17 protein-coding genes are annotated in these 19,733 nt (G+C 72.9%); 2 read left to right on the top strand and 15 right to left on the bottom strand.

Going from position 1 to position 19,733, the window contains the following annotated elements:
* The first annotated feature begins 75 nt into the window (after positions 1-75).
* Together EAO73_RS04515 and EAO73_RS04510 are read left to right on the top strand one after the other, a co-directional pair.
* Complete coding sequence (locus tag EAO73_RS04515) at positions 76-990, top strand: ABC transporter ATP-binding protein (RefSeq protein ID WP_147970199.1); 915 nt, start codon at positions 76-78, stop codon at positions 988-990.
* Entirely contained in the window at positions 987-2,858 is a 1,872-nt protein-coding gene (locus tag EAO73_RS04510) for an ABC transporter permease (protein WP_224756180.1), read from the top strand. Before EAO73_RS04515 ends, EAO73_RS04510 begins: the two co-directional genes overlap by 4 nt.
* A gap of 46 nt (positions 2,859-2,904) precedes the next feature.
* On the opposite strand, the gene EAO73_RS04505 is transcribed toward EAO73_RS04510, so the two are convergent.
* The 15 genes from EAO73_RS04505 to EAO73_RS04430 form a co-directional block, all read right to left on the bottom strand.
* Positions 2,905-4,128, bottom strand: coding sequence for a cytochrome P450 (locus EAO73_RS04505; protein ID WP_147970198.1), 1,224 nt, complete (start codon positions 4,126-4,128; stop codon positions 2,905-2,907).
* Positions 4,129-4,233: 105 nt separating this feature from the next.
* On the bottom strand, positions 4,234-4,911 hold the full coding sequence (locus EAO73_RS04500; RefSeq protein WP_147970197.1) for a response regulator: 678 nt from the start codon (positions 4,909-4,911) through the stop codon (positions 4,234-4,236).
* On the bottom strand, positions 4,908-6,182 hold the full coding sequence (locus EAO73_RS04495; protein WP_224756179.1) for a sensor histidine kinase: 1,275 nt from the start codon (positions 6,180-6,182) through the stop codon (positions 4,908-4,910). Before EAO73_RS04495 ends, EAO73_RS04500 begins: the two co-directional genes overlap by 4 nt.
* Positions 6,183-6,735: 553 nt before the next feature.
* On the bottom strand, positions 6,736-7,611 hold the full coding sequence (locus EAO73_RS04485; protein ID WP_147970195.1) for an alpha/beta hydrolase family protein: 876 nt from the start codon (positions 7,609-7,611) through the stop codon (positions 6,736-6,738).
* Between the two features lie 186 nt (positions 7,612-7,797).
* Entirely contained in the window at positions 7,798-8,994 is a 1,197-nt protein-coding gene (gene kynU, locus EAO73_RS04480) for a kynureninase (protein WP_147970194.1), read from the bottom strand.
* Positions 8,987-9,835 carry a tryptophan 2,3-dioxygenase family protein gene (locus EAO73_RS04475; RefSeq protein WP_147970193.1) on the bottom strand — a complete coding sequence of 283 codons (849 nt, stop codon included), beginning with the start codon at positions 9,833-9,835 and terminating at the stop codon, positions 8,987-8,989. The genes kynU and EAO73_RS04475 overlap by 8 nt, the downstream gene beginning before the upstream one ends.
* Before the next feature lie 157 nt (positions 9,836-9,992).
* Positions 9,993-10,406 carry a DUF3151 domain-containing protein gene (locus tag EAO73_RS04470; protein ID WP_147970192.1) on the bottom strand — a complete coding sequence of 138 codons (414 nt, stop codon included), beginning with the start codon at positions 10,404-10,406 and terminating at the stop codon, positions 9,993-9,995.
* Positions 10,407-10,495: 89 nt separating this feature from the next.
* On the bottom strand, positions 10,496-12,019 hold the full coding sequence (locus EAO73_RS04465) for an MFS transporter (protein ID WP_147970191.1): 1,524 nt from the start codon (positions 12,017-12,019) through the stop codon (positions 10,496-10,498).
* A gap of 45 nt (positions 12,020-12,064) precedes the next feature.
* A complete protein-coding gene (locus tag EAO73_RS04460) occupies positions 12,065-13,231 on the bottom strand; it encodes a MalY/PatB family protein (protein WP_147970190.1) in 1,167 nt (388 codons plus the stop codon).
* A gap of 94 nt (positions 13,232-13,325) precedes the next feature.
* Complete coding sequence (gene fbaA, locus EAO73_RS04455; RefSeq protein WP_147970189.1) at positions 13,326-14,348, bottom strand: class II fructose-bisphosphate aldolase; 1,023 nt, start codon at positions 14,346-14,348, stop codon at positions 13,326-13,328.
* 201 nt (positions 14,349-14,549) lie between these two features.
* The gene (pyrE, locus tag EAO73_RS04450; RefSeq protein ID WP_018102092.1) at positions 14,550-15,089 is read right to left on the bottom strand and encodes an orotate phosphoribosyltransferase; all 540 of its coding nucleotides are present in this window, start codon (positions 15,087-15,089) and stop codon (positions 14,550-14,552) included.
* Between the two features lie 79 nt (positions 15,090-15,168).
* Positions 15,169-15,966, bottom strand: a complete 798-nt coding sequence (locus EAO73_RS04445; RefSeq protein WP_147970188.1) for an aldose 1-epimerase — start codon at positions 15,964-15,966, stop codon at positions 15,169-15,171.
* Positions 15,967-15,987: 21 nt separating this feature from the next.
* Positions 15,988-17,076 (bottom strand): SRPBCC domain-containing protein, encoded by a 1,089-nt coding sequence (locus EAO73_RS04440; RefSeq protein ID WP_147971379.1) that lies wholly within the window; start codon positions 17,074-17,076, stop codon positions 15,988-15,990.
* Positions 17,077-17,147: 71 nt separating this feature from the next.
* Positions 17,148-18,746, bottom strand: coding sequence for a polyamine aminopropyltransferase (locus EAO73_RS04435; RefSeq protein WP_147970187.1), 1,599 nt, complete (start codon positions 18,744-18,746; stop codon positions 17,148-17,150).
* A gap of 84 nt (positions 18,747-18,830) precedes the next feature.
* Complete coding sequence (locus tag EAO73_RS04430) at positions 18,831-19,352, bottom strand: DUF2617 family protein (RefSeq protein ID WP_147970186.1); 522 nt, start codon at positions 19,350-19,352, stop codon at positions 18,831-18,833.
* Positions 19,353-19,733: the final 381 nt, after the last annotated feature.

Raw genomic sequence — 19,733 nt, 5'->3', positions numbered from 1 at the left:
ACTGCCTGTCACTCCTTCGAGTTTATACGGTTCCTTAACTTCACAAAGTTGTGAAAGTAGCGTACGTTCAAAATCATGACGAAGGCAATCACCGTGGCCGGACTGTGCAAGTCGTTCGGCCGGACGCGGGCGCTGGACGGTCTCGACCTGGCCGTCGAGACCGGTGAGGTCCATGGCTTCCTCGGGCCGAACGGGTCGGGAAAGTCCACCACCATCCGGGTCCTGCTGGGGCTGCTGAGAGCGGACTCGGGCGCCGCTCAGCTGCTCGGCCGGGACCCCTGGCACGACGCGGTCGAGCTGCACCGGCGCGTGGCGTACGTCCCCGGGGACGTCACGCTGTGGCGCAACCTCTCCGGCGGCGAGGTGATCGACCTGTACGGCAGACTGCGCGGCGGACTCGACGAGGCCCGGCGCGCGGATCTCGTCGACCGCTTCGAGCTCGACCCGACGAAAAAGGGCCGGACCTACTCCAAGGGAAACCGGCAGAAGGTGGCGCTGGTCGCCGCCTTCGCCTCCGACGTCGATCTGCTGATCCTGGACGAACCGACCAGCGGGCTCGATCCGCTGATGGAGGAGGTCTTCCAGAGCTGCGTGGCCGAGGAGCGCGAGCGCGGGCGGACGGTCCTGCTCTCCAGCCACATCCTGAGCGAGGTCGAATCGCTCTGCGACCGGATCAGCATCATCCGGCAAGGCCGGACGGTGGAGACCGGTTCGCTGGCGGACATGCGCCATCTGACGCGGACGAACATCAGCGCCGAGCTGCTGCGTGATCCGGACGGCCTGACGCGGCTCCCCGGGGTCCATGACCTCGACATACAGGGACGGCGGGTCTCGCTCCAGGTCGACACGGACCAGCTGGACGCCGTCCTCAAGTCCCTGTCCGCATCCGGTGTCCGCACGCTGACGAGCACCCCGCCCACGCTGGAGGAGCTGTTCCTCCGTCACTACGCGTCGGACGCGGGGCAGTCGCCGGAGGTGGTGGCGCGATGACCGCCGTGCCTTTGACCGCGACGGCCGGTGCGCGACGCCGGTCCGGTACGGGGCAGCTGGCGGGGACCTGGGCCCTGCTGAGGCTCGCCCTGAGGCGCGACCGGATCGTCATCCCCGTCTGGGTGCTCGTGCTCGGCGGTTCGTTCTCCTCCGTCGGTTCGTCCATCTCCTCCCTCTACGAAACCCCCGCCCAGCGGGCCGAGCTCGCCGCGTCGATGAACGGCAACAGCTCGGTACGGGCCATGTACGGGCCGGTGTTCGACGACTCCGTGGGCGGGCTCGTCAGCTGGCGCATGCTGGCCTTCGGGGCCGCTCTGGCGGCGGTGATGAGCCTGGTCGTCGTCGTGCGGCACACGCGCGAGGAGGAGGAGACGGGCCGTCAGGAGATGCTCTCCGCAGCCATGGTGGGGCGCAGGGCGCCGCTCACCGCCGCACTGCTCGCGGCCCTGATCGCCCAAGCTGCCCTGGCCCTGGTGATCGTCGCCGGAATGGCCGGCTCGGGTGCGGGAAGCGCGGGGGCGGTGGCACTCGCGTCGGCCGTCGCCGGGGTGGGCGTGCTGTTTGCCTGCACCGCCGCGATCGCCGCGCAGTTCACCGAGAGCGCACGCCTCGCGAAGGGGCTCACGGCGGCAGTGGTCGGCGCGGCCTTCGTCCTGAAGGCGGCGGGCGACTCGGCGGCGGACGACGGCTCCTCCGTCCTCACCTGGCTCTCTCCGCTCGGCTGGGCGGAGAACGTCCGGCCGTACGCGGACGAGCGGTGGTGGGTGCTCCTCATGATCGGCGGCGCGGTGGCCGTGCAGTGCGTCGTGGCGTACGCGCTGGCCGGGCGCCGGGATGTGGGGATGAGCTTTCTGGCAGCGCGGCCGGGGCCGGCCCGGGGACGGATGGCCACCGCCTCGGATCTTGCTATACGCCTTCAGCGCGGTTCGCTCCTGGGGTGGGCGGTGTCCTTCGCGGTGGTCGGCTTCGTGTTCGGCGGACTGGCCGGCGGAGCGGCGGACCTGGTCGGGGACAACGAGAAGGCCAGGGAGATCTTCGAGCGGATGGGCGGGCAGTCCGGCCTCACGGACGCGTTCCTCGCCTCGATGGTCTCCGTCCTCGGCACGGTCGCGGCGCTGTACATCGCCGCATCGGTGCTCCGGCTGCACGGTGAGGAGACCGCGGGGCGCGCCGAGCCCGTGCTCGCCGGAGGGACCGGCCGGCTCGGCTGGGCGGCCGGGCATCTGCTCATCTCCTTCGGCGGCGCGGCCCTGATCATGACGGCCGGCGGTCTCGGCCTCGCGGCCGGGTACGGACACGCGCTTCCGGCCGTGCTCGGTGCCGCGCTGGTGCAACTGCCCGCCATCTGGCTGCTCGGCGGTGTCACGGCCCTGTTGTACGGGGCGATACCGAAGGCGGCCCCCGCGAGCTGGGGCGTGGTGGGCCTCTGCCTGGCACTCGGCTGGATCGGGCCCGCCCTGGACCTGCCGCAGCCGGTGATGGACGCGTCGCCGTTCACCCACCTCCCGAAGCTCCCCGGGGCGGGGATGGAGTGGGGGCCGGTACTGCTCCTGACCGCACTGTCGGCGGTGCTGGGCGCCGCGCTGATCACCTTCATGGCGGGGTTCACCGAGACGGGCAACGCCGGCGTCCTGCTGTCCGGGCTGCTGCCCGCCATCTGCGTGGCGATGACGCTGATCAGGCCGGTCGGGGCGTTCTGGATGGCCATGGCGCTCATGCCGGTGAGCGCGGTCGTGAGCGGCGAAGGGCCGTGGGGGGCGACCACCTTCTTCTCCCACCTGGTGGTGCTGTTCGTCGTCGCGGCCAGGACCCGGCCGCGCACCGCCGCCTGGATGTGGGCGCTCACGCTGCTGCTGGGGCTCGGCTGAGGCAGGCGGGGGCGGGCGGATACAGGGGGTTCGCCCGCCCCCGGGCTCATACCTCGACCCGCAGCTCCTTCAGGCCCCTGATGACGTAGCCCGGGTTCCACTCGGGTTCCGCGGCCAGGCGCAGGCCGGGGGCCTTGCGGAGCAGTTCGCCGAAGGAGGCGGCCAGCTCGACACGGGCCAGCGGCGCGCCCAGGCAGAAGTGGATTCCGGCGCCGAAGGTGATGTGCGGGTTCTCCCGCCGGGCGAGGTCCAGGGTGTCCGGGGCCGCGAAGCGTGCCGGGTCGCGGTTGGCGGAGCCGAAGAGCAGGGCTACCTCGGAGCCCCGCGGAATGACCGTGCCGTCGATCTCGATGTCGTCCAGGACCCAGCGCTCGAACATCTGGAGGGGGGTGTCGTACCGCATCAGTTCTTCCAGCGCCGTGGGCAGCAGTCCGTGGTCGGCGCGCAGGGCGGCCAGCTGCCCGGGGTGGCGCAGCAGCGTCCACCAGCCGTTGACCGTGGTGTTGACGGTCGCCTCGTGCCCGGCGTTCAGAAGGAGGACGCAGGTGGAGACCATCTCCTGCTCGGTCAGCCGCTCGCCCTCGTCGTGGGCGGCGACGAGGGCCGAGATGAGGTCGGACCCCGGGGTCGCGCGCCGCTCGGCGATCAGCTCGCGCAGATACGCGGAGAATTCGAGGGAGGCACGGACGGCGGCGCGGGCGGTCTCCTCGGACGGGTTGAGCTCGAACATCCCGCAGATCGCCGCGGACCAGGGCCGGAGCGGGGCACGGTCGGACTCGGGGATGCCGAGCATCTCGGCGATCACCGCCACGGGCAGCGGCTCGGCGACGGCCGAGAGCAGGTCGCCTCCGCCCTGTTCGACGAAGTCGTCGACGAGTCCGGCGGCCAGCCGCCGGACGGTGGGGACGAGTTGTTCGACGGTGCGCGGGGTGAATGCCTTGGACACCAGCCGGCGGATGCGAGTGTGGTCCGGCGGTTCGAGGTCCAGCAGCCCCTGCCCGTTGAGCGTCTCGAACGGCTCGTGCTCGGGAGGCGGCGGTGTCCGGCCGAACTCCTCGTGCGTGAACCGGTGCAGGTACGTGCGCCCCAGCCGCCGGTCACGCAGCAGGGCCGACACGTCGGCGTAGTGCGGGACGAGCCACTGGTCGGTGGCCTCGAAGTAGTGCGCCCGGCCGGTGGCCCGCAGCCCGGAGTAGGCGGGGTACGGGTCGGCGACGAACGCCGCCGACCAGGGGTCGAACGGGGCGGCAGGGATGCTGGGCTGTTCCATGGCCCGACGCTAACCGGCCACCCCCGACCGGGCCAGCCCTGCCGGGACCACGCGCACCGGGCGGGCCGGCTGCGCCGCCGCCACGCATCGCACCCGCCGCCCGGCTCAGGAAGGGGTGACCAGCCGGGCCTCGTAGGCGAAGACGGCGGCCTGGGTGCGGTCGCGGAGGCCCAGTTTGACCAGGATGCGGCTCACATGGGTCTTGATCGTCGACTCGGCGACGACCAGGTGGCCGGCGATCTCCGCGTTCGACAGGCCCTGCGCGATGAGCACGAGCACCTCCGTCTCGCGTTCGGTGAGGTCGCCGACCCGGGCCAGCGCCGGGGGACGCGGGGCCGACGCGAGTTTGGAGAACTCGGTGATCAGGCGCCGGGTGACCGTGGGGGCCAGCAGCGCCTCGCCGGAGGCGACCACGCGTACACCGTCGGCGAGCTGACGGGCCGAGGCGTCCTTGAGGAGGAAGCCGGAGGCACCCGCGCGCAGGGCCTGGTAGACGTACTCGTCGAGGTCGAAGGTGGTGAGGACCAGGACCTTCGCGTCCGCGTCGGCGGCGACGATCTCACGGGTCGCCTCGATGCCGTTGAGCTCGGGCATGCGGATGTCCATCAGCACCACGTCGGGGCGGAGGGCGGCGACCTGGGAGACGGCTTCGCGGCCGTTGACCGCCTCACCGACGACCTCGATGCCCGGCATGGCGTTGAGCAGGACCGAGAAGCCCTCGCGGACCATCATCTGGTCGTCGACGATCAGGACCCGGATCGGCGCGGCGGGCGGCGTCGTCATCCCTGCTCCACGGAGGCACCGGACGTGCCGGACGAGCCGGACGTCCCGGATGTCCCGGGCTCGCCGGACCCGGTCGGCTGGGCGGGGATGAAGGCCGTGACCTCGTAGCCGCCCTCCGCGGTGGCCTCGGCGGTCATCTCGCCGTTCAGCATCGCGACCCGCTCCCGCATCCCGGTGATCCCGTGCCCGGCCCCCGGTGACGGCTTCACCGGACCGGTCGCGGGCCCGTTGACGACGCGCAGGCCGAGCCCGCCCAGGACGTAGCCGATCTCGACCCTTGCGGGGGCGCCCGGGGCGTGCCGCAGGCTGTTGCTGAGGGCCTCCTGGATGATGCGGTACGCCGACAGTTCGACGCCCTGCGGCAGTTCGCGCACCGCGCCGGTCACCGCCTTCTCCGTCACGAGGCCCGCCTCCCCGACGTTGGCGAGCAGCCGGTCGAGGTCGGCGAGGGTGGGCTGCGGCGCGTCCGGGGCCTCGTAGTCGTCGGCCCGGACGACGCCGAGCACCCGGCGCAGTTCGGTGAGCGCGGCCACGGCGTTCTCCCGGATCGTGACGAAGGCCTGCTCCAGCTCCGGCGGTGGGTTCTCCACCCGGTACGGGGCGGCCTCGGCCTGAATGGCGACGACGGACATGTGGTGGGCGACCACGTCGTGCAGTTCCCGGGCGATGGTGGTGCGCTCCTCCAGCAGCGTGCGCCGGTCGCGTTCGACAGCGGTCACGGTGCGCTGCACGGTGACCTCGCGCTGCGCCTCCCGCCGGACCTGGACCAGGCTCACCACGAGCAGCGCGAACGCCGAGGCCACCGCCATGGCCGCGGTACTCGACCCGCCGTCCCCGCCGGTGACGACGCCCTCGACGACGAGCCCCAGCAGCAGCGTGAGCGCCCACATCCAGGCGGCGGTGCGCGGCCGGGTCCTGGCCGCGACGACGAACAGCACCACCAGGTGGGAGAAGAAGGTGGTCGCCCCCCACGGCCCTTCGCCGCTCACGACCGCGCTCACCGGCATGAGCGCCATGGCCATCCAGAACGCCCCGACCGGCCTGATCAGCGTCATCGCCACGCAGATGGCGGGCAGCAGCCCGGACAGCAGGACGCCGGCGTTGCCCGTCTCGGTGAACCCCGCCATGAAGGTGATCAGCGCGGCGCCCAGCACCGCCGGAGCCCCAGCAGCAGCGTGAGCGCCCACATCCAGGCGGCGGTGCGCGGCCGGGTCCTGGCCGCGACGACGAACAGCACCACCAGGTGGGAGAAGAAGGTGGTCGCCCCCCACGGCCCTTCGCCGCTCACGACCGCGCTCACCGGCATGAGCGCCATGGCCATCCAGAACGCCCCGACCGGCCTGATCAGCGTCATCGCCACGCAGATGGCGGGCAGCAGCCCGGACAGCAGGACGCCGGCGTTGCCCGTCTCGGTGAACCCCGCCATGAAGGTGATCAGCGCGGCGCCCAGCACCGCCGCGTGCGGAATCCACGCGGCCCCCGCCCCGAGGCGCCCCGGCAGCCGCCGGGTCAGTGGCCCGTCGGTGCGCATCGGTGCCATCGGGCGGTAGGCGAACGCGTCCTGGAAGAGGTCGTGCCGCAGTTCGTCGATCGCCCCCGCGGCGAGCCGGAGCTCCGGGCTTCTGGTCTTGGTCTCGGTCACGCCTCCACGGTAGGCGGGGCGGCGGACCGGGTCGTCAGCAGTGATACGGATTCCCGGCCGTCCGTCGCAAGTACTACACGCGTACGACGCGGACCCCGCCCGGCCGCGGCACGGCTGCCGCGCGCAGCCGCCCAGCCACCGCGCGGCCTACCAGGGCACAGCCGCCCCAGCCACCGCGCGGCCTACCAGGCGAGCTGGGCGATCTCCTCGGCGACCACCGCGCACGCGTCGGCGGCCGGGTCGATCAGCGGGAAGTGGCCGACGTCCGGCAGCAGTGTCAGCCCCACGGTCTCGCCCTCCTTCGCGGCGGCGTCGACGAACGCCTCGGAGACGGCCGCCGGCACCGTGAGGTCCGTGGTGCCCTGGACGACGACGGTCGCGATGCCGGTGGGCAGCAGCCGGGCCGGGTCCGCGTACGCGCTCCGCCCGGCGAAGTCCGCCGCCGGTCCCAGGAGCTGCCCGACCGCCCCGGCACACACGTCGAGCGCCACCGCCGACGCGAAGTCCGCGATCGGCGCGAGAGCCACCACGCCCCGCAGCGCGGGCGGCCTCGGCAGCCGCCACGGCGACCCCTCCGGCAGGACATGCCGGGCGGCGGCCCACAGCGCCAGCTGCCCGCCCGCCGAGTGCCCGGTGACGACGATCCGGCGGCTGTCCGCCGCGGGCAGCTCCCGCGCCAGCAGCTCCGGCAGCGCGTCCATGGCGGCGGCCACGTCCTCGAAGGTCTCCGGCCAGCGGCCCGCGACCGGGCCCGAGCCGCGCTGCTGCGGAAGCTCGCTGCCGCGCCGGTACTCGACGCTGGCCACGGCGAACCCGCGCCGGGCCAGGAAGTCCGCGAACGGCGACACATGCGCGCGGTCGTACGGGGCCCGCCACGCACCACCGTGCAGGACGACCACGACGGGCGCGCCGGTGCGCCCGTCGCGCGGGGCGTAGAAGTCGATGACCTGGTCCGGGTGGCTGCCGTAGGCGGCGGACGCGTCGGGGGCGACGGCCGGATGCGCGAAGGCCGATTCGGTCTCGGCGGCGTCCCGCTCGCGCGCGGCAGAGTCCGACATCCTGCTCCCACCCTCCCTGTCGTCGGGCCCAACTGGCCTGACCTGCGGGGACCGTACCAGTACGGCGGAGGGACCCGCCCACCGGGAACGAGCACCCCGGCACCGCGCCGAAGCCCGCACCGCGCGGGCCCCGCATGGCGCCGTCCGGTGACCGGGGCGAGCCGGTCACCGGACGGATGCGGCAGCCTACGCCTCCGGAGCGCCCAGAACCTCCGCGAGCACCCGTGCCGCGCGTTCCGCGTCGGCGAACCCCACGTACAGCGGTGTGAAACCGAACCGCAGCACATCCGGCCGGCGCAGGTCCCCGACGACGCCGCGCGCGATCAGCTCGGCCATCACGGGCTCGGCGTCGTGGCACCGCAGCGCGACCTGACTGCCGCGTTCCGCGTGGGCGGCCGGGGTGACGGAGGTGACCCGGCCCTCGGGGGCGTACGCCTCGACGCACTCCAGGAAGAAGTCCGTCAGGGCCAGGGACTTGGCCCGGACCGCGTCGATCCCGACCCCGTCCCAGACGTCGAGCGACGCCTCCAGGGCCAGCATGGACAGGATGTCCGGCGTGCCGACCCGGCCCCGTACCGCGCCGTCGGCCGGGGTGTAGCCCGGCGTCATCGCGAACGGGTCGGCGTGCGACGTCCACCCCGGCAGGGGCGAGTCGAAGACCGGCTGGTGGCGCTCGGCGACGTACAGGTAGGCGGGCGAACCGGGGCCGCCGTTGAGGTACTTGTACGTACAGCCCACCGCCAGGTCCACGCCGTGCTCGTCCAGACCGACGGGGAGCGCGCCCGCGCTGTGGCACAGGTCCCAGACGGAGACCGCGCCCGCGGCCCGCACCGCGGCGGTGAGCCCCGGCAGGTCGTGCAGCCGGCCCGAGCGGTAGTCGACGTGGTTGAGCAGGACGGCGGCGGTCCGCGGACCGAGCGCGTCCGGCACGTCGGCGGGGGCGATCGGGACGATCCGGTGGCCGGTCATCCGGGCCGCCGAAGCGGCGATGTAGCCGTCGGTGGGGAACGTCTGCGCGTCGACCAGAATCTCGTCGCGGCCCTCCGGCGCCAGCCGGGTCGCGGCGACGACCGCCTTGAAGACGTTCACGCTCGTCGAGTCCCCGACGACGATCCGGCCGGGCGCCGCCCCGACGATCGGGGCGATGCGGTCACCGATCCGCTCCGGCGCCGTCCACCAGCCGCTCTCGCCCCACGAGCGGATGCGCAGCTCGCCCCACTCGCGGGTGAGGACCTCCTGCATCCGGGCGGGCACATGGCGCGGCAGCGCGCCGAGCGAGTTGCCGTCCAGGTAGACGGTGTCGTCGAGGGTGAAGAGTTCGCGCAGCGGCGCGAGGGTGTCCGCGGTGTCGAGCGCCTGTGCGCGCTCCTTCAGGTCAGACATGGCTGCGGGCCGTCCAGAGCTCGGGGAAGACGTTCTTCGTGGCGCGCTTTTCCAGCCAGGCCACGCCGGCCGAGCCGCCGGTGCCCGTCTTGGAGCCCATGGCCCGCCGGGTCGCGAGCAGATGGTCGTTGCGCCATCGCCACACGAGCTCGCCGACGTCGGTCAGCACCTCGCCGAGGCGGACCAGCTCGTCGTTCTGGTCCGGGTTGGCGTAGATCTGCGCCCAGACGGCCTCGACCTCGGGCGAGGGCTCGTACTTACGGGTCAGGTCCCGGCCGAGCACGTCCTGCGGGATCGCGTGGCCGCGCCGGGCGAGCAGGGCGAGCGCCTCGTCGTAGAGCCCCGGCTCCGCGAGGGCCTTCTCCAGCTCGGCGTGGACGCGGGGCGCGCCCCGGTGCGGCACCAGCATGGACGCGGACTTGTCGCCGAGCAGGAACTCCATCCGCCGGTACATCGCCGACTGGAAACCGGAACCCTCGCCGAGCGAGGACCGGTAGGAGTTGAACTGGGCGGGGGTGAGCTGGGCGAGCGGTGTCCAGGAGGCGTTCAGGGCCTCCAGTTCGCGCAGGGACCGCTTCAGCGCGTCCTGCGCGACGTCCAGGCGGTCCTCGCGCATCGCGTGCGCGGCGGTCTCCCACTCATGGACGATGACGGTGAACCACAGCTCCATGACCTGGGTGGTGACCAGGAAGACCATCTCGCCGGGATCGTCCGAGCGGAGGTGCTGGAGGTGGGTCAGGACATCCGCCTGGACATAGTCCTCGTACGGAGTCGTGCCCGCGAAGTCGAGGTGCGGGGTCGCCGCACCGGTGGCTTCGGGGTCGGGGGGAATCGTCGACATCGCTGTCTCCTCGACACGAGCTTCCGGGTAGCGGTCCGCCCCTTCCATGAGGAAGTGGAGCTCCGGTCCCCTGATCGCATCCTAAACGCCGCCCCCGGACGCGCGCAGGCCCCGCAGCCGCGGATGCGGAGCCACGGGGCCTGCGGTACGGCGTCGGCTAGCCGAGGGTCTCTGCGGCGGTCGGCGAGGAGTCGCGCAGGAACGTCGAGCAGCGCTCGTACTCCTCCTGCTCGCCGATGGCCTGCGCGGCCCGCGCGAGGGCGTGCAGGGCGCGCAGGAAGCCGCGGTTCGGCTCGTGCTCGAACGGCACGGGCCCGTGGCCCTTCCAGCCGGCCCGGCGCAGCGCGTCGAGGCCGCGGTGGTAGCCAGTGCGGGCGTAGGCGTACGACTCGACGACCCGGCCGCCCTCGAACGCCTCGTCGGCGAGCTGCGCCCAGGCCAGCGAGGAGGTCGGGTACTTCGCGGCGACATCGGCGGGCGCGGTACCGGCGGCGAGCAGCTCGCGCGGCTCCGGGTCGTCGGGCAGGTGGGTCGGGGCAGGGCCACCGAGCAGGTTCTCGTGGATCGACATGGGTTCCAGTGTGCCTGGCACGGGCCCCGCCCGGGGAACCAGGCGGGCGGAAGTCCCGGTGCGCGCGACGCGTTCCGGTCAGCGCCCCTTCAGCCCGCGCTCTCCGGCCGGGCGGTCTCCGGTGCGGGTTCCAGCGGCGGGCTCGTGACGCCGCAGTGCACCGCGCACTCGGGCCGTGCGGGTGCCGCCTCGGGCTCGGAGGGCCTGCGCACGGTCGCCCACGCGATCAGCGCGCCGAGCACCAGCAGCCCGGCGCACATCGGCATGGCCCGCCGGAACGTCGCGGCGAACTCCCCGGCGTCCCGGTAGGCCTCCGGCCCCATCCCGGCGAGCAGCGGCAGGGCGGCCACCGCGATCAGGCCGGCGGCGCGTGCGGCGGCGTTGTTGATCCCGCTGGCGAGCCCGGCCCTGGCGGTGTCCACGGAGGCCAGCACGGACGCGGTGAGGGGTGCCACCACGGTGACCAGCCCGGCTCCGAGGACGGCCACGGCGGGCAGCACATCGGTGAGGTAGCCGGTGACGGAGCCCGAGCCCGGCCCCACCCGCAGCATCAGGAGCATTCCCGCGGCGGCGATCAGCGGCCCGGCGGTCAGCGGGATGCGCGGGCCGATGCGCTGGCCCAGCTCGCCGGACGCGGCCGAGAACAGCAGCATCAGCAGCGTGGTCGGCAGCAGCGCGGCGCCCGCGCCGAGCGCGGAGTACCCGGCGACGACCTGGAGCTGGATCGCGGAGAGGAAGAAGTAGCCGCCGAGCGCCGCGTACACGCACAGGGTGACGATGTTGACGGCGGTGAACTGCCGGGAGGCGAACACCGACGGCGGGAGCATCGGATCCGCCCTGCGCCGCTCGACCCGGACGAAGGCGGCCCCGAGAACCACCCCGCCCAGCGCCGCCCCGATCACCACCGGGGAGGCGCCCCGCCCCGGCGCCGCGATCAGCGCGTACGTGACCAGTGCGAGCGCGAGGGCGCCGAGGACCGCGCCCACGACATCGAAGCGCCCGTGTGCGCGCGGATCACGGGACTCGGGTACGTGGCGCAGCGCGACGGGCACGCAGACGGCGGCGAGCGGCAGATTGAGCAGGAACACCCAGCGCCAGCCGGGTCCGTCGACGAGCCAGCCGCCCACGAACGGCCCGACGGCGGCCCCGACCCCGCCGAACCCGGACCACAGCCCGACCGCGCGGGCCCGGTCGTCGGGGTGAAAACTCGCCTGGATCAGCGCCAGCGACCCGGGCGTCAGCAGGGCACCGCCGACACCCTGGAGGGCGCGGGCGGCGATGAGGACGGCGGCGTTCGGCGCGAGGCCGCAGACCAGCGAGGCGGCGGCGAACCAGACGACGCCGACGACGAAGACCCGACGCCGCCCGTAGCGGTCACCGAGCGAGCCGCCGAGGAGGATCAGCCCGGCGAGGGTCAGCATGTAGGCGTTGACGGTCCACTGGAGCGCGGCCAGATCGGTGCCCAGGTCCTCGCCGATGCGGGGCAGGGCGACGTTGATGACGGTGGAGTCGAGCATGGCCATGCTGGACCCGAGCACCGTCGTCAGGACGACCCAGCGCCCGGCGGCGGAGGCGACCCGGATCCCGGGCCCGTCCGCCTCGCTCTTCTCCATGCCCCCAGCATCGTCGTCACGGCACCGGGGGGCCACCGGGAATGCTCAGTCGGTGACGCGTACCGCCTCGACGCCCCGGATCAGCGCCGCGAGCCCGGCCTCCACCTTGCTGCGCGCGCACCCCACGTTCAGCCGCACGAAGCCGTCGGCCCCGTAGGTGCTCCCCGGCATCACCGCGACCCGTTCCCGCTCGATCAGCACCCGCTGCAGCGCCTCGTCGTCCCGGACGCCCGCGCGCCGCAGGTCGATCCAGGCCAGGTAGCCGGCCTGCGGGGGCTCCCACTCCAGGGCCGGGAACGCGGTGTTCAGCCGCTCGGCGACAAGGGCCAGGTTCTCCGCGACGTACGCGCGCACCGCGTCCAGCCACGGTCCGCCCTCGCGGTACGCGGCGATGTGCGCGGTCAGCGAGAGCACCGCCGGCGAGGCGAGGCCCTCGGCCGTCTCCATCCGGCGCAGGTACTCGGTCCGGTCCTCCGGCCTGCCGATGAGCCCGTACGAGCCGGTCAGCGCCGGGAAGTTGAACGACTTCGAGGCCGAGGTGATGACCGCCCAGCGCCCGTCGCCGCCCACCCGGGTCCACGGCACGTGCGGGCGGCCGTCGTGCACGAAGTCCGCGTGGATCTCGTCGCTGATCACGGCCACCCCGTGGCGCGCGGCGAGCGCCGCCATCCCGGCGAGCTCGTCCTCCGTCCACACCCGGCCGGACGGATTGTGCGGGGAGCACACCACGAGGACCGTGCTGTCCGGCCGCGCGAGCTCCCGCTCCAGCGCGTCCGTGTCCCCGAGCGGCACCCCCCTCAGTTCCCGCCCGAGGCCGTGGATCGCCTTGCGGAAACCGTCGTACGTGGGGGTGTGCAGGACGACGCCGTCGCCCTCGGCCGTCCACATCTGGAGCAGCTGGGAGAACTGGCTGAGCACGGACGGCCCGTACACCAGCCGGCCGGTGTCGATCGTGGTGTCGTACCGGGTCGCGTACCAGTGGGCGACGGCGGAGCGGAAGTCGTCCTGCCGCCAGTCCGTGTAGCCGAACACACCGTGGTCGAGCCGGGTCCGGAGGGCGGCCAGCACCTCCGGGGCCGTCCTGAAGTCCATGTCGGAGATGGTGAACGGCAGCAGCCCGTCCACCCCGAAGCGGTCCGCGACCCCGTCCCACTGGACGCACCAGGTTCCGCGGCGGTCGATCACGGTGTCGAAGTCGTAGGACGTGCTCACAGCTGTTCCCTCGGATCGTGCGTGCCGGGTCCGGACATGCCGTGGGCCCGGCTCCCCGAGGGGTGCCGGGCCCACACCACACATCCGTATGGAATTACTTCAGCTTGGTGCCGGTGGACCGCAGGTTGGCGCAGGCCTCCGTGACGCGCTTGGCCATGCCGGCCTCGGCGGCCTTGCCCCAGGTGCGGGGGTCGTAGGTCTTCTTGTTGCCGACCTCGCCGTCGACCTTCAGGACACCGTCGTAGTTGCGGAACATGTGGTCCGCGACCGGCCGGGTGAAGGCGTACTGGGTGTCGGTGTCGAGGTTCATCTTCACGACGCCGTTCTCCAGCGCGGTGGCGATCTCCTCGGCGGTGGAGCCGGAGCCGCCGTGGAAGACGAAGTCGAACGGGGAGGTCTTGCCGTACTTGGCGCCGACGCCCTCCTGGAGGTCCTTGAGGAGCTCCGGGCGCAGGACGACGTTGCCCGGCTTGTAGACACCGTGCACGTTGCCGAAGGAGGCGGCCAGCAGGTAGCGGCCCTTCTCGCCCAGGCCGAGCGCCTCGGCGGTGCGCAGCGCGTCGTCGACGGTCGTGTAGAGCTCGTCGTTGATCTCGTGGGTGACGCCGTCCTCCTCGCCACCGGTCGGGGTGATCTCGACCTCAAGGATGATCTTGGCGGCGGCGGCCTTGGCAAGCAGCTCCTGGGCGATGGCCAGGTTGTCGCCCAGCGTCTCGGCCGAGCCGTCCCACATGTGCGACTGGAACAGCGGGTTGCGGCCCTGGGCGACACGCTCCGCGGAGATGTCGATCAGCGGACGCACATAGGTGTCCAGCTTGTCCTTGGGGCAGTGGTCCGTGTGCAGCGCGACGGTGACGTCGTACTTGGCGGCGACGATGTGCGCGAACTCGGCCAGCGCGACCGCGCCCGTGACCATGTCCTTGTTGTACTGGCCGCCCAGGAACTCCGCGCCGCCGGTCGAGATCTGCACGATGCCGTCGCTCTCGGCCTCCGCGAAACCGCGCAGGGCGGCGTGCAGGGTCTGGGTCGACGTCACGTTGATGGCCGGGTAGGCGAACTTGCCTGCCTTCGCCCGGTCGAGCATCTCGGCGTATGCCTCGGGGGTTGCGATGGGCATCTGTCCGCTCCTTGGGATGTGCGGGTGTGCGTTGCTGGGTCCCTGACCTGGGGGCGACGTCATCGTCGCCCCCATCTTCCCAGACTCTGGTTCCGGCTCCACCCGGCGGTGTCCCCCAGGATCGGCGGTCCCCGTTCGCAGGGATACGACAAAGGCGGCCGGTTTCACGTGAAACCGGCCGCCTTCGGAGAAACGCGCAGGTCACGCCAGGTCGAGGTCCGGGACCGTGTAGACGTGGACGTACGGAAGGCCCGCCTCGGCGATGGCCGGAGCCGCACCGCGCTCCACGATCACGGCCACGGCGACCACCTCGCCACCGGCCTCGCGCACGGCCTCGACGGCGGTCAGCGGCGAACCGCCGGTCGTCGAGGTGTCCTCGACGACGAGGCAGCGACGGCCCTTGACGTCCGCGCCCTCGATCCGGCGCTGCATCCCGTGGGCCTTCTGCGCCTTGCGCACGACGAAGGCGTCCAGCTCCTGGCCACGGGCGGCGGAGGCGTGCAGCATCGATGTGGCGACCGGGTCGGCGCCGAGCGTCAGCCCGCCCACACAGTCGTAGTCCAGCTCCGCCGTCGCGTCGAGCATGACCTGACCGACCATCGGAGCGGCCTTGCCGTCCAGCGTGATGCGGCGCAGATCGATGTACCAGTCGGCCTCCAGGCCGGAGGAGAGCGTCACCTTGCCGTGAACCACGGCCTTGTCCTTGATCTGCTGGAGCAGCTCAGCACGTACGTCAGTCATGGCTACGAGGATAAGGCGCGCGTTTCCCGTGGCCGCCCGCCCGGAGCGCCCCCGCCGGGCCGGTCCGGCGGGACCGCGCTCAGAGCCGGCGCCAGCTCCACGTGGTGGCGATCTCCAGCGGCTCGATCGGGGTGACGTAGTACGGGTCGGTGTTCAGTCCGTTCGGCGGGCCCGACTGCGGCTCCACGCAGACCGCCTCGTCCTGCTCGTCGTAGATCACGACCCACTCGGACCGGCTCTTCACGGTGAGCTCCAGCCGCTCCGGCCAGGTGAGGGTGACGTCGACACCGTCCGGCATCCCGAAGCAGTCGTCCCACGGGCCGGCCAGGGGTGTAATCCGGCGGCCGGTCGGCAGGTGGTTCTCGCCGCGCTCCTCCTGCCAGGCGGCGTCGAAGTCGATCCGGACCTCCTCGCCGCCGTCCAGACGGCGGTGGAACCACGGGTGCCAGCCCGCCTGGGCCGGGAAGGAGTCCCCGTACGTCTCGATGCCGAATGCCAACGTGAGGGAGTCCTCGGCCAGTTCGAAGGTCTGGGTCACCCGGCCCGGGTACGGCCAGGGGTCGGCCAGGTCGTAGTAGAACGAGGCCTGGGTGCCGCTCTCCAGGGCGGTGTGCCACACCGTGTCCCGGCCCGTGCCGTGGATGGCGTGCGGCGGAGCGGTCAGCGGCAGCTGGTGCAGGACGCCGCCGTCGCGGAACCGCCCGTTCTCGGTGCGCCCGCACCACGGCACCATCGGGAAGCAGCCGTACCGCTCCCCCTGCCGCAGCAGTTCGGTGCCGCCGATCCGCAGACTGCTGATACGGCAGCCGTTGGCGGGGTTCACGGTCAACTCTGTGTCGCCGACGGAGAGCCGGACGTCCTTCTCGCTACTGCTCACGGGACGACCCTACTGGCGCCGCTACCTCCGGCGCCGCAGCGCCCGGCCGACGACCACCGCCGAGGCGATGGCCAGCGCGGCGGCCGGGGCGACCCACCGCAGCGTGGCGCCCGCACCGGCGGAATCGGGCGAGGGCACGGGGGCGTACCGGCCACGCGGCGGGGCGTGGTCGACCTCCTCCGCGCTGCGCCCGATCATGGTGCGCCGGGCGTGCGCGGCCTCGGCGGGCGGCCCGTCCGGGACGGTGAACTCGATCCCGGCGACCGGGTCCAGCGACGACGGCGGAATCGGCGCGTCGAACAGGGACTCCCCGTCCGAGGAGCCCTCGTCGTCGCGCTCCCCCGGCTGCTCGGCGCCCGGCGCCTCGTCGGGGGCCGCCTCGTGCGTGGGCAGCGTCTCGTCGGCGCCGCTCACGGGCCCGGACCCGCCGAGCGGGGAACCGGCGGCGGGCTCGGGGCCGGTCTGGTCCGCCTCCTCGGCGGCCTCTTCGAGCGCCTTCTCCACGGCTTCCCCGACAGCCAGCTCGTCGGCGGAGACCTCGGCGGCACCCGGCCCCTCGCCGGCGGAGACCTCGGCGGCACCCGACTGCTCGTCGGAGGCCCCGCCAGCGGAGGCTCCGGCCGCACCGCCCCCGCCCCACGCCTCGTCCGCCGCGCCCTCGCCCTGGGCGGCCAGCGACTCCGTCACGAGCTGCTGCACGAACCGGTCCAGCAGCCGGTGGGCCGTGGACAGCGCCGCAGCCGGTTCGAGGTCCCGGAGGCGGCCGTCGCCACTCACCGTGCCCTCGAAGGCGATCGACGTGCCCTCCTCGCCCTCCGTCAGCCGGAGGTGCAGCGACAACCGTGCCGTACCGCCGCCCCGGGCCTCCGTGCCGTCGCCCTCCACCAGGACGGCATGCACGGAATCCACATCCGGGTCGCCCGGCAGGGGCGTGAGGCTCAGCGCGCCCCGATAGGTGATGGTGTGGCCGCCGGCCCGGATTCTGAGCCGGCCCGCCAGGGGGCCCGCCGACGCGTCGGCGTCCTGCTGGAACCCCGGTACGCAGCGGGCGACCCGGACGGGATCGCCCAGCGTCCGCCGCAGGGCCGGGACCGGAACCGGAACGAACACCTCATGCTCCATGGTGAACGAGCCTACTCAGCCCCGGCTATCACGTCAGCGCTTCCGCACCCGCCGGCTGCTCACCGTTCGTCCCAGTAACGGGGGTGCACCAACGTCGACGGCGCGAGGCCCGACAGCCGCCCGGCCTCCGCCAGGCGCCCCGCGTCGAGCAGCCCCGGCAGGCTCAGGGAGCGCAGCGCGGGCGCGTCCGGGGCGAGGCCCAGCATGGGCCTCGCGGCCGCACCGGCCAGCAGGAAACCCCAGCCGCGGTCCCCCTGCGTGCCGCCCCTGGCCCGGTCGGGACCCACCGCGAAACCCGAGGAGCGCCCGCTGACCCGATAGGGGCGCGGATGCAGCCCGGCCGCCCGCATGGACGCGTCGACCGTCCAGTACGTGCGCGGCCGGCCAAGGGGCGGTCCGGCGTGCACCACCAGCCGGCCGTCCGGTGCGAGGGCCTCGGCGACCAGGCCGTAGAACTCCGCCGAGTAGAGCTTGGTGCTCGCCGAGATCCCGGGGTCGGGCAGATCGGAGATCACCACGTCGTAGCGCCCGCGGGCGGTCCGCAGCCAGGTGAAGGCATCACCGGTCACAGCCGTCACGCGGGGGTCGTCCAGGGCGTGCGCGTTCAGCGCGGAGAGAGCGGGGTCCGTACGGGCCAGCCGGGTGACGCCCGGGTCCAGCTCCACCAGCGTCACGCTCCGCACGTCCGGGTAGCGCAGCACCTCCCGTGCCGCCAGCCCGTCGCCGCCGCCCAGGATCAGCACCCGGGCGCGCGCGCCGTTCATCGCCGGGTGCACCAGCGCCTCGTGGTAGCGGTACTCGTCGCGCGAGCTCACCCGCAGCCGCCCGTCCAGATACAGGTCCAGGGAGCTGCGGCCCGCTCCGGTCAGTACGACCTCCTGCACATCGGTCTGCACTGCGACCCGCACCTGGTCCCCGTAGACCGCGCGCCGCGCCGCCTGCTCGAAGTCGTCGGCCAGCAGCGCGGCCGTGGCGAGCACGGCGATCACGGACACGTTGGCGGCGATCAGCAGCCACCTGGACCGGCGCGTGAGGTCCCGCCGGAACACCCACAGCACCAGCGCGCCGCCCGCCGCCGCGTTCACCGCACCGGTCAGCAACGCGCCGGTGAGCTGGCCGAGCATCGGCAGCAGCAGGAAGGGGAAGGCGAGACCGCCGACCAGCGCCCCCACGTAGTCCGCCGCGAACAGATCGGCGACAGCCCCGCCCGCGTCCTGCCGGTCCACCCGCTGGATCAGCGTCATGAGCAGGGGGATCTCCGCGCCGATCAGGATGCCGATCGTCAGCGAGAACGCGACCAGCGCGTACCTCGACTCGCCGAACCAGGCGAACGACGCGTAGAGCACCAGCGCCGAGAAGCCCCCCACCAGGGCGAGCACCGCCTCGATCAGTCCGAAGCCCACCGCCGCCCGGCTGCGTAAACGTTTCGCGAGCAGCGAGCCGATTCCCATCGCGAACACCATCACGGAGAGCACGACGGACGCCTGGGTGACCGAGTCACCGATCAAGTAGGAGGCGAGTGCGACCAGTTCGAGTTCGTACACCAGTCCGCAGGCGGCACAGACGAAGACGGCGGCCAGCACGAGGTAACGACCGGTCCTCGGCCGGACGGGAAGCCGCGCCGCGCCCCCTCGCAGCGACACCTGCTGGTCGATCATGCCGCGAACGCTACGTCACTGAATGCTTGCCGCTTGTCACCCACAAGGGTGTAACTGGCGCACCGGCGCCGTAGTTGGAACCCCTCACAGCGCCGCCGCCGGCATCCGTACGCCCACCCTGGTCCGCGTCACCACGAGCTGGCCCTCCTGCGGGTACGCATGCCAGGTCCGCCACCGCACCTGGCCCTCGGTCCGCTGGGCGAGCATGGCGGTGAAGGCGTGCGGGCTGCCCGGAAACGTCCCGGCCAGACCGTGCGGGTGGTCGGCGACAAGCGCCAGCAACTCCTGCGCCCGGCCGGCGAAGGAGCCCGCGCCCAGGGTCTCGACGCGCGCCGCGAACTCGTACTCCCAGTCGCCGATCCGCTTGGCGACACCCAGGGGCAGCGGGGTGCTGCTGCCGGGCATACAGGCGACGGTCTCGGAACAGCTGCCGCGCTGCTCCTCCAGGAGGACCTGGTGGGAGGCGCCGAGCAGCCGCAACTGCATCGTGGCCCCGGCGAGTTCGAGGTCGAGGACGGCCAGCGCCGGGAGCGGTTCACGCCCCAGCGCCCAGGCCAGGTCGGCGGCACGGGTGTCGGAATAGGCCGTATGAAGGGTCGTGAGCATGGGTCGGCTCCGCAAACACGCGTGGACACGTGGACAGGGGACGCCCCCGCGTCGTGCGCGTGGGAGGTGGGAAGCGCCCGATCAGGTCCAACTGGGGTCCGAGGGCTGAATGTTCTCTCCACCGAGGGAATCACGAACTACGCCGCACTCACAGCGTTTTTGCCCAACTTGCCGGGGTTTCCATCCCCTCGGGGGCCTTCCGCTCACCTGTTCACCGCAGACCCGCCGACGGGCCCAACAAAAAGGTGCCCGGAGGGACTTGGCGCATACCCCACCCGTCCCGCCGGGCACCTTTTTGTTGGGCCCGTCGGCGGGTCTGCGGTGAACAGGTGAGCGGAAGGCCCCCGAGGGGATGGAAACCCCGGCAAGTTGGGCAAAAAC

Source organism: Streptomyces sp. col6, from assembly GCF_008042035.1.
Lineage (GTDB): Bacteria > Actinomycetota > Actinomycetes > Streptomycetales > Streptomycetaceae > Streptomyces.
This window is presented reverse-complemented; position numbering and strand designations above follow the sequence as displayed.

What these genes read in the sequence shown, in the direction of transcription:
- EAO73_RS04505 (WP_147970198.1), bottom strand. Translation starts at nt 4,128, where the DNA reads ATGGAACAGCCCAGCATCCCTGCCGCCCCGTTCGACCCCTGGTCGGCG.
- EAO73_RS04475 (WP_147970193.1), bottom strand. Translation starts at nt 9,835, where the DNA reads ATGTCGACGATTCCCCCCGACCCCGAAGCCACCGGTGCGGCGACCCCG.
- EAO73_RS04510 (WP_224756180.1), top strand. Translation starts at nt 987, where the DNA reads ATGACCGCCGTGCCTTTGACCGCGACGGCCGGTGCGCGACGCCGGTCC.
- EAO73_RS04500 (WP_147970197.1), bottom strand. Translation starts at nt 4,911, where the DNA reads ATGACGACGCCGCCCGCCGCGCCGATCCGGGTCCTGATCGTCGACGAC.
- EAO73_RS04435 (WP_147970187.1), bottom strand. Translation starts at nt 18,746, where the DNA reads ATGATCGACCAGCAGGTGTCGCTGCGAGGGGGCGCGGCGCGGCTTCCC.
- EAO73_RS04515 (WP_147970199.1), top strand. Translation starts at nt 76, where the DNA reads ATGACGAAGGCAATCACCGTGGCCGGACTGTGCAAGTCGTTCGGCCGG.
- kynU (WP_147970194.1), bottom strand. Translation starts at nt 8,994, where the DNA reads ATGTCTGACCTGAAGGAGCGCGCACAGGCGCTCGACACCGCGGACACC.
- pyrE (WP_018102092.1), bottom strand. Translation starts at nt 15,089, where the DNA reads ATGACTGACGTACGTGCTGAGCTGCTCCAGCAGATCAAGGACAAGGCC.
- fbaA (WP_147970189.1), bottom strand. Translation starts at nt 14,348, where the DNA reads ATGCCCATCGCAACCCCCGAGGCATACGCCGAGATGCTCGACCGGGCG.
- EAO73_RS04430 (WP_147970186.1), bottom strand. Translation starts at nt 19,352, where the DNA reads ATGCTCACGACCCTTCATACGGCCTATTCCGACACCCGTGCCGCCGAC.
- EAO73_RS04485 (WP_147970195.1), bottom strand. Translation starts at nt 7,611, where the DNA reads ATGTCGGACTCTGCCGCGCGCGAGCGGGACGCCGCCGAGACCGAATCG.
- EAO73_RS04465 (WP_147970191.1), bottom strand. Translation starts at nt 12,019, where the DNA reads ATGGAGAAGAGCGAGGCGGACGGGCCCGGGATCCGGGTCGCCTCCGCC.
- EAO73_RS04470 (WP_147970192.1), bottom strand. Translation starts at nt 10,406, where the DNA reads ATGTCGATCCACGAGAACCTGCTCGGTGGCCCTGCCCCGACCCACCTG.